Raw genomic sequence first — 15,832 nt, 5'->3', positions numbered from 1 at the left:
TCGATGATGGAACCGACCGCTCGTCTCGTACAGCTTTCTCCCAGGCACCTGACCGACATACGCCGCCGCACCGGCGACTTCTCCGACAGGAACATCGCCGAAGCGTGCGCCATCGGGCTGTCGTACTGGGCGACGGGCGGCAGCCCCGACGGCATCGACCTCGTCCCCGGCACCCTGTTCGCCGACGTCCTCGGATGGGTCGCCAACGGCGGGTCGACACCCCGCGGTTGGGACGTCGGAGCGGACGTACGGAGCATCTTTCTCCCCGAAGGCGTCGAACCGGACGACGCGCAGCTCGCCCTCGACGACCTGGCCGACTTCCCGGACCGGCCCATCGGCACCATCCGCCCCTCCAGCAGGGAGGCGCGGCTGAAGGAGCTCGCCGAGTGGAACGACACCGACGCCGACCGGAGCCGCCCCACCCTGGTGGAGATGTTCCGCGAACAGGCGCGGAACCGGCCGGACGCCGTGGCCGTCGTCGACGAGCACCGGACGCTGACGTACCGTGAGGCGGCCGCGCTGGCCACCCAGCTGGCGCACCACCTGACCGAACGCGGGCTCACCGCGGAGCAGGTCGTCGGCATCTCCCTGGAGCGCTCCGCCGACATGGTGATCGGGCTGCTCGGCGTGCTCCAGGCGGGCTGCGCCTTCGTGCCCCTCGATCCGCACTGGCCCGCCGCGCGCCGGGCCGTCGTCATCGAGGACGCCCGGGTCGCGGTGCAGCTCAACGCCTCGGGCGAGCACCCCGCGGGCGAACCGGAAGCCGTCGCCGTGGACCTCGGAGACTGGCGATACGCCTCCCACCCCGCCGAGGGCACCGCGGTCGGCGTCCATGGCGACTCCCTGGCCTATGTGATCTTCACGTCCGGTTCGACCGGGCGGCCCAAGGGCGCGATGATCCGGCACGAGGCGATCAGTGAACGCCTGCTGTGGCAGGTCCACGAGATCCTGGGCTTCGGCCACGACGACGCGTCCCTGTTCAAGGCACCGCTGTCCTTCGACATCTCCGTCAACGAGATCTTCCTGCCGCTGGTGTCCGGTGCCCGGCTGGTGGTCCTGCGACCCGGCGGCGAACGCGACCCGCACCATCTGCTGAGCGTGATCGCCGAACAGCGCGTCACCTTCACCTACCTGGTGTCCTCCATGCTGGACGTGCTGCTGGAGATGTCGGGCGACTCCGGACGGCTCGACAGTCTGCGGCACGTCTGGTGCGGCGGCGAGGTGCTGACCCCCGAGCTGTACGAGCGGTTCCGCACCCGCCTCGACATCCCCATGTACCACGGCTACGGCCCCGCCGAGACGACGATCGGTGTCTCGCACGTCATCTACCGGGGCGCGGCGGAACGCCTGTCGACGTCGATCGGCAAGGCCAACCCCAACACCCGTCTCTACGTACTGGACGACGCCCTGCGCCCGGTCCCGGTCGGCGTCGGCGGTGAACTGTACGTGGGAGGGCTCCTCCTGGGGCGCGGGTACGTGGGAGCGCCCGGCCTGACCGCGTCCCGGTTCGTGGCGAACCCCTTCGCCGATGACGGATCCCGGCTGTACCGGACCGGTGACCTCGCGCGCTTCGCCCCCGACGGCTCGCTGGACTTCCTCGGCCGGGCCGACAACCAGATCAAGATCCGCGGCATGCGGCTGGAGATCGAGGACGTCGAGGCCGGCCTCGCCGAGCACCCCGGGGTCCGGCACACCTGCGTCGTCGCGAAGAAGAACGCGGCGGGCGGCACCTACCTGGTGGGGTACGTGATCCCGGCCGCCGGGCACGACGGCCTGCGGGCGGACGACGTCAAGGCGTGGGCCGGCGAGCACATGGTGGAGTACATGGTGCCCGCCCACATCGTCGCGATGAAGGAGTTCCCGCTCACCGCGAACGGCAAGCTGGACCGGCACGCGCTGCCCGAGCCCGCGGCCCGGCACGCCCCGGTCGTCCCGCCCGCCACCGAGAACGAGCGCGCGGTGTGCGCGGCGGTCGCGACGCTGCTGCAACTGGACGAGGTCGGCGTCGACCAGGACTTCTTCCAGCTCGGCGGAGACAGCATCCTGGCCATCTCGCTGCTGAGCGCGCTGCGTGACGCGGGACTCCACGTCACGGCACGGCAGATCTTCACCCACAGCACCGTGGGAGCACTGGCGGCGGTGGCGAGCCGTGAGGACACCTCCACCGTGGACCACCGCGACGTCGCGACCGGCCCCGTCGTGGGATCGCCCGTGGTGCAGTGGCTCGGCGAGACCACCGACGCGATCGACGGCTTCGTGCAGTCGGTGGTGCTGAACACCCCGGCCGGCCTGACCGCCGACGACCTCGACGAGATCCTCGCCGCCGTGGTCGGGCGGCACGACATGCTGCGGGCCAAGCTGGTGCGCGGCGACCGCTGGAGCTTCGACATCCCGGACCCGGACCGGCCGGAGCAGGCGGACCGGGCGGACCGGGCGGACCAGGCGGGCCGGGCGCACGCGCGGTGGCAGGAGAGCGACCGGCCGCTCGACGAGTGCGTCGCGCTCGCCACCGACGGGCTGGACCCCACCGGCGGCGTGATGCTGCGCGCCGTCTGGCGCCGCGAGGCACGGCAACTGGTGCTGGTGGCCCACCACGTCGTGATCGACGGCGTGTCCTGGCGCATCCTGATGGACGACCTGGCCACGGCATGGCGGCAGCTCGCCGCGGGCGATCCGGTCGAGTTGCCCCCGGCCGGCACGTCGTTCCGGCGTTGGACGCAGCTGCTGGAGCGCGCGGCGTTCGACGCGGACAGCGCCTGCTTCCGCCGCGCCCTGCCGGGAGCGGACGCACCACTGGGCAGGCGGGCCCTGACCGAGTCGGACACCGTCGCACGGGAGCGGGTGCGCACCGTCTCCGTGGGCGCCGAGGCCACGGCCGCGCTGCTGAGCGAGATACCCGCGAAGTTCCACGCCGGCGTCAACGACGTGCTGCTGACCGCGCTCGCCGTCACCCTCGCCCGCCGGCGCCGCGACCTCGGCCAGGACCAGACGTTCGCGCACATCGAGCTGGAGGGCCACGGCCGGGAGGGACGGTTCGTCGCGCCGTCGGCCGGCTTCGAGCCGGAGCTGTCCCGGACCGTGGGCTGGTTCACCACCCTGTTCCCGGTGACCGTCGACCCCGGCGCGGCCCCCGACTTCACCGCACCCGAGTACCTGACCGCCGCCCTCAAGGCCGTCAAGGAAGACCTTGCCCGGGTACCGGACAACGGCATCTCCTACGGTGCGCTGCGGTACCTGGCCCGTACCGAGTTCGACGCGCCCGCACCCCAGGTGCTGTTCAACTACCTGGGCCGCTTCGACGCCGGCGCGGCGGGCGACTGGCAACTCGCCCGGGCCACGGGGCAGTTGGGGGAGAAGCGCGATCCGAGGATGCGGCTGCCTCGCGCCCTGGAGTTCAACGCGATCGCGGAACCCGCGTCGACCGGCGAGTACGAGCTGGTCACCACCATCTCCTGGCCCGACGGGATGTTCACCGACGAGGACGTCGCGACGCTCGGCGAGTACTTCCGGGAGGCCCTGACCGGGCTGGCCGCGCTCGACCGGGGCGGCCACTCGCCCAGCGACTTCGCTCCGGTGCCGCTCACCCAGGCCGACGTCGACGCGCTGGACGGTCCGGCGCTGCGGGACATCCTGCCGTTGACCCCGTTGCAGGAAGGCCTGTACTTCCACTCGGTCTACGACGACGACTCGACGGGCAGCTACGTCGAACAGCAACTGCTGACACTGGACGGCGAGGTGGACGCCGATCGGCTCGCGGCGGCGGCCACCCGCCTGCTCACGCTCCACCCGAACCTGGCGGCGCGGTTCGTCGCCCTCGCCGACGGCCGTGTGGTGTCGGTGCTGGAGAGCGGTGTCGAGGCGCCCTTCACCACGCTGGACCGCCCCGGCATCACCGACGACGAGATCCGCGACCACGCCGAGCGGGACCGCCGCGCAGGCTTCGACCTGGCCACCGGCCCGCTGATGCGGTACACGCTCATCCGCGGCGGCTTCGGCCGGAACGTCCTGGTGCAGACGGTGCACCACATCATCGCCGACGGCTGGTCGGTGCCGCCCATGCTGCGCACACTGCTGGCCGAGTACCACGCGCCGGGAAGCGTGTACGTGCTCGGCGGCTTCCCCGACCACGTCCGCCGGCTCGCCGGGCGCGACGACGACGCGAGCGACCGGGTCTGGCGCGAGCAGCTCGCCGGGCTGCCCGGCCCCTCGCTGGTCGCCGAGGGGCACACCCCGTCGGACCGGTTCGCGGACACCGCCGTGGAGGCCGACGACGACATCGACGCCGCCGTCCGGTCGGCCGGCGTACCGCTGAGCGTGGCCGTGCACAGCGCCTGGGCGGTGACGCTGGGCGGCATCCTGCACGGCAGGGACGTGGTCTTCGGTTCCACGGTGTCCGGGCGCGACGCGGACGTGCCCGGCATCGAGGACATGGTCGGTCTGCTGATCAACACGATCCCCCTGCGCGCCCGATGGACCCGTACCAGCACCGCACGCGACCTGCTCGACTCGGTCAGGGCACACCAGAGCGCGGTGCTGCCGCACCAGCACGTCTCGCTGGCGGGGGTCGCCCGCCGGACGGGCACCGTCTCACTGTTCGACACCCTGGTGGTGTTCGACGTGCCGACCGACGTGGCCGGTCTGCGGCGACCCGACGACACACTGGTCATCACCGGCATCGTGAACGAGGGCGCTCCCCACTACCCGTTGACCCTGGTCGTGGAGCGCACGTCCGGCGGCCGCCCGCGCTTCAACCTGATCCACGACGCCGAGCTCCTGCGGGAGGCGGGCGCCCGGGAGATCCTGCACACCTTCACCCGGACCCTCACCGGCCTGCTCTCCCGGCCGGACGCCCTGGTCGACGATCTGACGTCCGAGGGGACCCGGCGGCGTACGGAGCCGATCACCCCGACGACGCTGGCCGGTCTGTTCGACGCCGCCGCGCGCCGGGACCCGGCCGCCACCGCCGTCACCCAGTGCGGTCTCGACGGCGGGACCCGGTCCCTCACCTACGGCGAACTGGCGGACGCGAAGGACGCGCTGGCCTCGGCGCTGCGCGCGTCCGGCGTCGGACCGGGCAAGCGGGTCGCCGTCGCGGTCCCGCGCTCCGTCGAGCAGGTCGTCGCCCTGGTCGCGATCGCCAGTGCGGGGGGCGCGTACGTGCCGCTGGACCTGGCGTACCCGGACGAGCGACTGGAGTACATCCTCGCCGACTCCGCTCCGCAGGTCGTCTTCGTGGACCCGGAGCAGCGCGAGCGCTTCACGCGGCTGCTGGCCCGGGCGGGCGGGCCGGCCCGCGTGCTCGTGCAGGGGGAGGTACAGGTACCGCCCCCGGCGACCACCGAGCCGGGGCCCGGGGCCGGTTGGGCCGACCCCGCGTACGTGATCTACACATCCGGATCGACCGGCAGACCCAAGGGTGTCGTCGTCCCGCACTCCAGCGTGGTGACGCTGCTCGCGAACACCCGGTCCGACATGGGCTTCGGTCCGCACGACGTATGGGTCCAGTTCCACTCCTTCTCCTTCGACTTCGCGGTCTGGGAGCTGTGGGGGGCACTGGCGCACGGCGGTGAGCTGCTGGTCCCGGAGTACGGGCTGACCCGTTCCCCGGTCGACTTCCACCGGCTGGTCCGCGAGCGCGGAGTGACCGTGCTCAACCAGACCCCGTCGGCGTTCCACCAGTTCACCGAGGCCGACCGGCAGGCCGGCGAACCGCTGCCGGCCCTGCGGAGGATCATCTTCGGAGGCGAGGCGCTGGACCTCGGGCGGCTGCGCGGCTGGGTCGAGCGGCACGGCACGGCCTCGCCCGAGCTGGTCAACATGTACGGCATCACCGAGACCACCGTTCACGTCACCCACCGGGTGCTGACCGACGAGGACTTCGGGCCCGGCGGCGACGCCAGCCCGATCGGCGGTCCGCTCCCCGGTCTGACCACCTACCTGCTCGACGACCGGCTCCGGCCCGTGCCGCCGGGCAGGGAGGGCGCCATCTACGTCGCCGGCGACCAGGTGGCGCTCGGGTACCTGGGCCGGCCCGGGCTGACCGCCGGCCGGTTCGTGGCGGACCCGTTCGCGGGCGACGGCTCCCGCATGTACCACACGGGCGACCTCGCCCGCCGCACGCTCGACGGCGAGCTGGAGTTCACCGGCCGTGCCGACGACCAGGTGCAGCTCAAGGGCTTCCGTATCGAGCTGGGCGAGGTGGAGTCCGCGATCAGGGAACTCGACGGGGTGACCGACGCGGCCGTCACGGTCGCGGAGAGTGGCGACCACCTGGTGGCGCACGTCGTGGGCCGGGCGCCCGGAGACCTCGGCGAGCGGCTGTCCACGAAGCTGCCCGCGCACATGGTGCCGGGCCGCGTGCTGCCGCTGGACGTCCTGCCGCTGACGGTCAACGGCAAGCTGGACCGCAGGGCACTGACCGAGCGAGCGGGTGCGCCGCTGAGTGACGCGGGGACGTGTCGATCCGCGGCCCCGCAGCCGGGCCCGACCGGCCACCCCCGGTCCGCCGACGACGACGCCACCGGTGATCCCGCGCTCGCCGCCCTCGTCACGATCTTCGCCGACACGCTCCCTGGCCATGACGTCGACCCAGGCACCGACTTCTTCCGCGCCGGAGGCGACAGCATCGTCGCCATCACCGTGATCAACCGGGCGAGGGCACTCGGACTGCCGATCACGCCACGGGACGTGTTCCTGCTCAGGACTCCGCGCGCCCTCGCGGAGCACCTGGGGACGAGCACTCCGCGGACCCCGGTGTCCGCGCCCGCCCACCGCGCCGACGGTCCGCTGCCGCTGCCGCCGATCGTCCTGCGGCAGCGGGAACTGGGCGGCTCACTCGCCCGGTTCGCCCAGGCCAGGACACTGGTGGCCCCCGAGGGCACCGGCTTCGCCGACGCCGAACGCGCCGCGCACGCCGTCGTGGCCGCGCACCCGGCCCTGCGCCTGCGCTTGAGCGTCGAGCACGGGGTGTGGTCGCTGCGCACCGAACCCGCGCGCGAGGTCACCGTCACCCGGACGGACGCCACGGACGCCACGGACACCACGGCCGCCACCGACGCGACGACCGCGGCCGACGAAGCCGCCGGGCGCCTCGATCCCGAGGCCGGAGAGGTCGTCGCGTTCACGTGGCTGGAGCAGAGCCGGACCCTGGTGGTCACCGTGCACCACCTCGCCGTCGACTCCGTCTCCTGGCTGATCCTGCTGGACGACCTGGCCACCGCGATGCGCGGAGCGCCCCTGGCACCCCCGACCACGCCCTACGCCGAGTACGCCGAAGCGCTGACGCTCCAGGCCACCCATGCGACCGACGGCCTGGATCACTGGATCACCACCCTCCGGGCGCCCGCGCCGCTGCCCGCGGCGAAGGGGGCACGCCAGACCACGGTCGTACTCGCACCCGAGGCGAGCGACCTCGTGACGCGCACCGCGCCCGCCGCACTCGGCGCCGGTCTCACCGAGCTGCTGTGCGGCGCGCTGCGTGCCGCGCTGACCCGCATCCAGCCGTCGCCCACCGACCTCGCGATCGATCTGGAGCGGCACGGCCGGGTGCCGGCCCTCGAACACCACGACTACAGCCGTACGGTCGGCTGGTTCACCTCCATCGCGCCGGTACGGCTCACGGCGCACACCGACCCGCTCGCCGCCGCGCGCGAGCTGGCGCAGCGGCAGCCGGACGAGCGCGCGCACGTCGCCTACGGACAACTCAGGTATCTCAACCCGCAGACGGCCCCGCTGCTGACCGCCCGCCCGCAGGTGCTGTTCAACTACCTCGGCCGGGGCAGCGAGTCCCAGGCCCCGCACCTCACCGGCGGCGACCAGGGCAGCCCGTACGCCGTCGAGGTCAACGCGTGGACCGACGCGGCCACCGGCGGCCTGCACGCGGCCTTCACCCTCGCCGAGGGCGTCCCCGACGACATCACCGGGCACTGGCTCAGCGCACTGGAACACATCGCGGACGCCGCCGCGACGGCCGAGCGCACCGCACCGGTGACCCCGCTCCAGCGAGGCCTGTACTTCCAGGCCCAGATGGCGGGCTCGGCCGGACAGTACGTCGCGCAGAGCTACTTCACCTTCGACCGCCGCCTGGACACCGACGCGCTGGCCGAGGCGATGGCATACGTGATCGCGCGCCACCCGGTCGTGGGCGCAGGCTTCACCACCGACGACGAGGGAAACCCCGTCCAGGTCCTCGCGGCGGGCCGACGAGTCGACGTCCGCACGGTCGAAGCGGCGACCGACGCGGAGATCGAAGCCGTGCGGGCCCGGGACCGGAACACGGGATTCGACCCGGGCGAGCCACCCCTGATCCGACTGACCGCGGTGCGTCTGCCCGGTGACCGCGACGGCCTGCTCCTCAGCTACCACCTGCTGCTCTGGGACGGCTGGTCCCGCGAGATCGTGCTGCGGGACCTCTTCGACGCCTATCAGGCCGTCCTGGCGGGAGAGCCACCGACGGCGGTTCCGGCCACGCCGAGCTTCGAGGACCACGCCCGAGCGCTCGACGCCAAGGACCCGGCCGCCTCGGAACGCTTCTGGGCCGAACACCTGGCCGGCCTCCCCGGCCCGACCCTGCTCGCCGGACCGGCGCCGACCCTCTCCGACGACCCGCCGCGCGCGCTCGTGCACACGCTCTCCACCGACCAGTCGGACCTGTTGAGGGAAACCGCCAGGGCACACGGTGTCACCCTGAACTCGGTGCTCACCGGCGCCTTCGGCCTCCTCCTCGGCGCGCACACCGGCCGTGGCGACGCCGTGTTCGGCGTGACCGTCTCCGGCCGGGAGGGCGAGGGACTCTCCGACATCGTCGGCGTACTGCTCAACACCGTGCCCATGTGGACGCGAGCACGGCCGGACCAGTCGGTCCGGGACTACCTGACGGCCGTACAGGCCGCCAGGGTCGAGGCCATGGAGCACGAGCACCTCGGCCTCGGCGAGATCCAGCGGGCCGGCGGCCACGACACCCTCTTCGACAACCTGTTCGTACTCCAGAACTTCCTGGACATGGACGCCTTCGCCGACATGAACGCCAGGCACGGCATCACCTCGGTGAGGGCCGACGACTCCACCCACTATCCGTTCACCTGGGTCGTCACCCCCGGCGACCGGCTCACCGTCAAGCTGGAGTACCGCGACGACGACACGAGCAACGCCCGTCGGCTCCTCGACGACTACCTGCGCGTACTCGACGACCTGGCCCGGTCGACCGGGCCGGTCGGAGCGCTGCGCGGCCCCGGACCGGAACCCGAGTCCGCGGCGCGCACCGACGTCGGCACGGACACCGTCGTCGACCGGTTCGACCGTGCCGCGGACCGCGACCCGCGACGCGTCGCGCTCGTCGCCCACGGCTCGCACATGACCTTCGCCGAACTACGGGACCGCAGCCGCGCGGTGGCGGGTGTGCTGGCCCGTCGCGGCATCGGCCCCGAGGCGACCGTGGGCATCGCGATCCCGCGCTCCCTCGACTCGATCGTGGCGCTGTTCGCCGTACTGCGCGTCGGCGCCGCGTACGTGCCGCTGGAACTGGACCACCCGGACGAGCGGATCGCCGCGATCGTCGCGGACGCCCGCCCGGACCTGACCCTCACCGTGAGCGCCGTGTCGCCCCGGCTGACCGGCGATCTGATCGAGCTGGACCGTCCGCTGCCGGCGGCCGAGCCGTTCGTGACGTTCGCGCCGGACGATCCGAACCGGCTCCGGCACCCCGCCTACACGATCTACACCTCCGGATCGACCGGGCGGCCCAAGGGTGTGGTGACCGAGTACGCCGGACTCACCAACATGCTGATCAACCACCAGCGCCGGATCTTCGAACCGGTGCTGTCGGCACACGGGCACCGGGTCTTCCGGATCGCCCACACCGTGTCGTTCGCGTTCGACATGTCGTGGGAGGAGCTGCTGTGGCTCGCCGACGGCCACGAGGTGCACATCTGCGACGAGGAACTGCGCCGTGACGCGCCCAGGCTGGTCGAGTACTGCCTCCAGCACGGGATCGACGTGATCAACGTGACCCCGACCTACGCGCAGCAACTGGTGGCCGAGGGCCTGCTCGACAACCCGGAACGCCGGCCCGCGCTCGTGCTGCTGGGCGGCGAAGCCGTCACCCCGGGGCTGTGGCAGCGGCTCGCCGAGACCGAGGGAACTGTCGGCTACAACCTGTACGGACCCACCGAGTACACCATCAACACCCTCGGCGTCGGCACCTTCGAGTGCCAGGACCCGGTGGTCGGGGTGGCGATCGACAACACGGACGTGTACGTCCTGGACCCGTGGCTGCGGCCGCTGCCGGACGGCGTTCCCGGAGAGCTGTACGTGTCGGGCGTCGGCATCGCGCGGGGCTATCTCGGGCAGCCCGCGCAGACCGCGCACCGCTTCGTCGCGTGCCCGTTCGGGGAACCCGGCGAGCGCATGTACCGCACCGGGGACCTGGTCGTCCGGCGTCCCGACGGAAACCTGATGTACCTGGGCCGCACCGACCAGCAGGTCAAGATCCGGGGGCACCGGGTCGAACCGGGCGAGGTCGAGGCCGCGTTCGCGGCGCACCCGGCGGTGCGGTTCGTCGCCGCGGTCGCCCAGCCCGACCCGCAGGTCGACGGCGCGTACCGGCTGGCCGCCTATCTCGTGCTGGACGGCTCCGACCTGGCGGAGGTCGCCGCCGAAGTGGGCGCCGGACTGCCGGACTTCCTGCGCCCGACGCACTACGCCCAGGTCGACGGCATCCCGCTGACCGTGAACGGGAAGGCCGACACCAAGGCCTTGCCGGAGGCCAAGCCGCTGGGCGCGCTGTCCACGGCGGGGGAGCGGAGTCCGGAGACCGAAACCGAGATCACGGTCTGCGAGTACTTCGCCGAGGCACTGGACCTGGACGACGACGAGGTGAGCGCGGTGAGCGACTTCGTCTCCCTCGGAGGGCACTCCATGCTGGCGGTGCGGCTGACCGGGCTGCTCCGCCGGGAGTACGGTCCTGTGATCACGATCCGCGATCTGTTCACCCTGCGAACCCCGGAAGCGATTGCCCGCCACCTCGATGACAACTCCTGACACGCAGCGGCCCCGCCCGGGGTCCGACATCCTGCGCACCGCGCTGCGCCGCAACGTCGGCGCCATGACCTGGGGCACCGTCCTCATGGGCCTGTACCAGGCCGGTGAGACCGCCTTCCCGATCGCCCTCGGCCTGATCGTCGAGCACACGATGCGGGACCGGAGCCTCGGCTCGCTCGGCGTCTCGATCGGCGCGCTCGCCGTGATCATCACGACCGTGTCGCTGTCCTGGCGGTTCGGGATGCGCGTCCTGCAGAAGGCCAACACGACCGAGGCGCACCGCTGGCGGGTACGGGTCGCGGCCTGCGGACTCCAGCCGGTGGCCAGGGACGTCGACCTCAAGTCCGGCGAGGTACTGACCATCGCCACGGAGGACGCCGACCAGACCGCCGACATCATCGAGGTGGTGCCGCTGCTGATCAGCTCACTGGTCGCGGTGGTGATCGCGGCCGTCGCGCTGGGCCTGGCCGACCTCCGGCTCGGGCTGCTGGTGATCGTGGGAACCGTCGCGATCCTGTCGATCCTGAGCGTGATGTCCAGACGGATCGGCTCCAGCACCCGCGAACAGCAGGCCCGGGTGGCAAGGGCGGGCGCGAAGGTCGCAGACCTGATCATCGGCCTGCGTCCGCTGCACGGCTTCGGCGGCAACCACGCCGCGTTCCGGTCCTATCGGAAGGTCAGTACGGAGGCGAAGCACCAGGCGATCACCGTCGCCAGGGTGAACGGCGCGTACGCGGGCACCGCACTGGCCCTCAACGCGGTCCTCGCCACCGCCGTGACCCTCACGGCGGGCTGGCTGGCGTTCGAGGGCCGGATCAACATCGGCGAACTCGTCATGGCCGTGGGGCTCGCGCAGTTCATCATGGAACCGCTCAAGCTGTTCTCGGAGATGCCGAAGTACGTGATGATCGCGCGAGCGTCGGCCGAGCGGATGGCGCTGGTCCTGGCCGCGCCTGCGGTGACGACCCCGGGGGCGGAACGCCCGGCGGCGGGCCGGGACCTCGAAGTGGACTGCGTGCGCCACGGAGTCCTGCGCAAGGTGAGGTTCCAGGTGGCGGCCGGCGAGTTCGTGGCCGTCGCCGCCTACCAGCCGCGCGCGGCGGCCGACCTCGCGTCGATCCTGGCCCTGCACGTCCCGCCCGACGCGTACGAGGGAGCGGTGCGGGTCGGCGGCCGGGACCTCGCTGACCTGTCGACCGAGGCGGTCCGTGAGCACATGCTGGTGAACCCGTACGACGGGGAGATCTTCGCGGGCACGCTCCGCACGAACATCGACCCGTCGGGCACCAGCCGGACGGTCCCCGAAGCCGTGGAGGCGTCCATGCTGACCGACGTCGTCGCCCTGCACCGCGAAGGGCTCGACTATCCCGTCCGCGACCGCGGCGCGAACCTCTCCGGCGGGCAGCGCCAACGGCTCTCCCTGGCCCGCGCGCTCGCCGCGGACACCGAGGTCCTCGTGCTGCGCGACCCGACGACGGCCGTCGACGCGGTCACGGAGCAGCTCATCGCGCGCAACGTCGCGAAGCTGCGCCGGGGCCGCACCACCGTCGTGATCACCAGCAGCCCCGCCCTCCTGGACGCCGCCGACCGCGTCCTCGTCCTGGACGACGGCGTCATCACCGCCGAGGACACGCATCGCAACCTCCTCGCCACCGACGAGGACTACTGCAAGGCCGTGGCCCGGTGATCCGGCCGACCGTGCCCCGGGAGCCCGCTCGGCGGATCAGGCCCCGGGAAAGTGGCGGTGCCTGAGCCGCGCAGGCGGGCCAGACCCCGCGTCCGCGGCCTGATCCAAACGGCAGGCCCTAGGCGAGAGCCCAGGCGACATCGCGGAGCAGGGCGTGCCGCCAGCCCGCCCGGTCGTGGTGCGACGCCGACCGCGAGACCCGTACGGTCGCACCGGCCTGTTCGGTCAGCGTCTCCACCAGGGCGCAGTGGGGGAGCATCCGCGTCTCGTGTTCCCCCACGTCGAACGCGACCCGCAGACCGGACAGGTCGGGCCGCCCCCGCAGGCGCGCGGCGACGGCACCGCCGACCGGACCGCTCAACGGGTCCGCCAGATCGTGTGCGCCGGGCGTCCACCACAGCGACGCCGACTGGCAGGCGACGCGGGACACCAGGTCCGGGAACTCCAGCGCCGCGTACAGCGCGCTCAGCCCGCCGAGGCTCTGCCCCGCGACCACCAGCCGGTCAGGGTCGGCGGGCACGCCCGACTCCGCGACCAGCGGCAGCAGCTCGTCCCGGACCGCTTCCCACAGTTCGGGCCGGCACCCGAACTCGCCCGCCCTGTCCCTGACCGGAAGGAAGACGAGTGTGACCGGCGGCAGCTCGCCACCGGCGACGGCCGAGTCGAACGCGGTCGCCGCGGGGTGCAGGTACAGCCAGTCGTCCCCGTCGAGCAGCAGGACCACGGGCCCACCGCCGCCCGCCGGGTGGACGCGCACGGTACGCCGCCCGCCGAGCCGCCCCCCGGCCCAGCGCAGCCGGGTGCGGGGGAGGGGCAGTACGTCGGAGGCGGCGACCGCCGGCCAGTGCGGCTGGGCCGGCGCGTCCGGGGTCGCGGCGATGGACCGGTCACCGCCCGCACCGACCGGGTTGAACGGGTCGGCGTACGCCGCGTCGCCGACCAGGAACCGGTACGTGACCCGCAGCCGCGCGGGCATCCGCACCTCGGCGTACCAGCAGTCGGTGTCGCCCCACCGGCGCAGGGGTACCGGCTCCGACCAGCTCTCGAACCCGATGCTCGCCGCCTCGGACCCGCGCCGCAGGAACAGGGTCACCCAGCCGTCGCCGTCGGCCACCGACGCGGGTGTCCCCGCACTGGCCCAGAACGCGTCGGAGCCGGGCTCGCCGGACAGTCCGAACGCGGCGAAGGTCTCTTCCCCCACCGACCTCATCAACGTCTCCTTGTGGAGCGGAAAGCGAGAAGGCTAAGCTCCTTTCCCATTAGGCGAGCCTAACCTAATTCATCGGGAGGCACCGCAGATGAGCACCAATCCCTTCGACGACGCCGACGGCCGTTTCCTCGTCCTCGTGAACGACGAGGGCCAGCACTCGCTCTGGCCGTCCTTCGCGGAGGTGCCCGGAGGGTGGACGATCGCCTTCGAGGAGAACAGCCGGGATGCCTGCCTGGCGTTCGTCGAGGCCAACTGGAAGGACCTGCGCCCCCGTTCCCTCGTCGAGTCCATGGGTGCCTGACGCGCGATGCTCTGCGCCAGACTGACGAACGCCAGCTTCCTCACCATGGACCCCGACCATCCCGTCGCCCACGACCTGGGCGTCTGGCGGGGGCGGATCGTCGGCCTGGACGAGGCCGTGACCTCCCTGCCCGCGCGTGAGGTGGTCGACCTCCAGGGCGCCACCGTGCTGCCCGGGTTCATCGACGCCCACGTCCACCTGGCCTGGACCGGGCTCAAACAGAACACCCCGAGCATCGCGGGCCGCACGCGGATCGACGACGTGCTCGCCGTCGTGGAACAGGTCGTCACCCGGAAGGGCTCGCCCGGCGCCTGGGTGAGCATCGCCGGTTACGACCAGCGGGCCCTGGGACGCCACCTGACCGCCGCCGACCTGGACAAGGTCAGCCACGGACACAAGTTGTACGTGACGCACGACTCCGGGCACGGCTGCGTCGTCAACTCCGCCGTCCTCGACCTGCTGCCCACCGACATCCCGCACGACAACGGCTTCCTCGCCGAGGGCGCCATGGGCGCGGCCCGCGCACTGCGCCTGCCGTACTCCCAGGAGGGGTTGGCCCAGGCGATCGGACGGGCCGCCCGCACCTGCCTGGCCGAGGGGGTCACCGCCTGCGCCGAAGCCGGTATCGGCGGCACCCTTCTGGGCCACAGCCCCGTCGAGCTGGGCGCGTACCAACTGGCCCGCGAGAAAACCCTGTTGCCGCTGCGCGTGCAGCTCATGGTGTCCGCGGACCGGCTGCATCCCGTCGCCGCCCACGAAGCCGACGGCATTCCCAGAGCCCTCGACCTCGGTCTGCGCACCGGGTTCGGCGACGACCGGCTGTCCGTGGGCGCGCTGAAGGTCTTCACCGACGGCGGCATGATGGCCCGGACCGCCGCGCTCAGCAGTCCGTACGAAGGACTGGACCACGCCGGCCAGTTGCAGGACGACCCGGACGTGCTCGCGGACACGATCGTGGACGGCCATCTCGCCGGGTGGCAGCTCGCCGTCCACGCGATCGGCGACCGCGCGGCCGACGTCGCCCTGGACGCCCTGGAACGGGCCCAGCGACTCCTGCCGCGCCCCGGCGCCCGGCACCGCATCGAGCACGCCGGCCTGATCCGCCCCGACCAGCTCCCGCGCTTCGCGCAGCTCGGCGTCAGCGCGGTCGTACAGCCCAACTTCCTGCGCTACTTCGGCGACGACTACGCGGCGATCATGGGCGAGACCCGGGCGGCGTGGCTCTACCGGGGCAGGGCGTTCCTGGACCACGGCATCACGCTGGTGGGCAGCTCCGACCGCCCCGTCACGGACGGATCCCCGCTGCGGGCCGTCCAGTTCATGGTCGAGCGCTCCTCCGGGTCGGGTCGGGCGATCGGCCCCGACGAGGGCATCACCGTCGAGGAGGCCCTGCGCGCCTACACGGTCGCCGGTGCCTTCGCCTGCCACTGGGAGGACGACCTGGGCAGCCTCACCCCGGGCAAACGCGCCGACCTCGTCGTGCTCGGCGACGACCCCCGGCGCGTCGACTCCTCGCGCATCGGAGACATCGAGGTGGTGGCGACGTACGTCGACGGCCGAACACCGGTCTCGTGACCGGGCAGCGGCAGCCGGCGGT

General features: G+C 72.6%; 5 protein-coding genes. 4 read left to right on the top strand and 1 reads right to left on the bottom strand.

All coding sequences use genetic code 11. The features are described 5' to 3' along the window. Positions 1–3: 3 nt before the first annotated feature. Both ACIQ6R_RS14810 and ACIQ6R_RS14805 read left to right on the top strand, forming a co-directional pair. Positions 4–11,037, top strand: a complete 11,034-nt coding sequence (locus ACIQ6R_RS14810; RefSeq protein ID WP_404221487.1) for an amino acid adenylation domain-containing protein — start codon at positions 4–6, stop codon at positions 11,035–11,037. After that, entirely contained in the window at positions 11,024–12,724 is a 1,701-nt protein-coding gene (locus ACIQ6R_RS14805) for an ABC transporter ATP-binding protein (RefSeq protein ID WP_404221485.1), read from the top strand. The genes ACIQ6R_RS14810 and ACIQ6R_RS14805 overlap by 14 nt, the downstream gene beginning before the upstream one ends. 118 nt (positions 12,725–12,842) lie before the next feature. Here ACIQ6R_RS14805 and ACIQ6R_RS14800 read toward each other — a convergent pair whose 3' ends face one another. Next, positions 12,843–13,934 (bottom strand): alpha/beta fold hydrolase, encoded by a 1,092-nt coding sequence (locus tag ACIQ6R_RS14800; RefSeq protein WP_404221483.1) that lies wholly within the window; start codon positions 13,932–13,934, stop codon positions 12,843–12,845. Positions 13,935–14,022: 88 nt separating this feature from the next. Between ACIQ6R_RS14800 and ACIQ6R_RS14795 the strand changes: the two genes are divergently transcribed. Both ACIQ6R_RS14795 and ACIQ6R_RS14790 read left to right on the top strand, forming a co-directional pair. Continuing rightward, complete coding sequence (locus ACIQ6R_RS14795; RefSeq protein WP_404178888.1) at positions 14,023–14,235, top strand: MbtH family protein; 213 nt, start codon at positions 14,023–14,025, stop codon at positions 14,233–14,235. 6 nt (positions 14,236–14,241) lie between these two features. Next, complete coding sequence (locus tag ACIQ6R_RS14790; RefSeq protein WP_404221481.1) at positions 14,242–15,810, top strand: amidohydrolase; 1,569 nt, start codon at positions 14,242–14,244, stop codon at positions 15,808–15,810. The last annotated feature ends 22 nt before the right edge of the window (positions 15,811–15,832 follow it).

It is taken from the genome of Streptomyces sp. NPDC096048, from assembly GCF_044763415.1.
Taxonomy (GTDB): Bacteria; Actinomycetota; Actinomycetes; order Streptomycetales; family Streptomycetaceae; genus Streptomyces.
Note: the sequence above shows the minus strand (reverse complement) of the source record. Positions and strands in the feature narration are given on the sequence as shown.

Bases quoted from the DNA above. Each gene is read 5' to 3' on its own strand.
- ACIQ6R_RS14805 (WP_404221485.1), top strand. From the start codon at position 11,024: ATGACAACTCCTGACACGCAGCGGCCCCGCCCGGGGTCCGACATCCTG.
- ACIQ6R_RS14795 (WP_404178888.1), top strand. From the start codon at position 14,023: ATGAGCACCAATCCCTTCGACGACGCCGACGGCCGTTTCCTCGTCCTC.
- ACIQ6R_RS14790 (WP_404221481.1), top strand. From the start codon at position 14,242: ATGCTCTGCGCCAGACTGACGAACGCCAGCTTCCTCACCATGGACCCC.
- ACIQ6R_RS14800 (WP_404221483.1), bottom strand. From the start codon at position 13,934: ATGAGGTCGGTGGGGGAAGAGACCTTCGCCGCGTTCGGACTGTCCGGC.
- ACIQ6R_RS14810 (WP_404221487.1), top strand. From the start codon at position 4: ATGATGGAACCGACCGCTCGTCTCGTACAGCTTTCTCCCAGGCACCTG.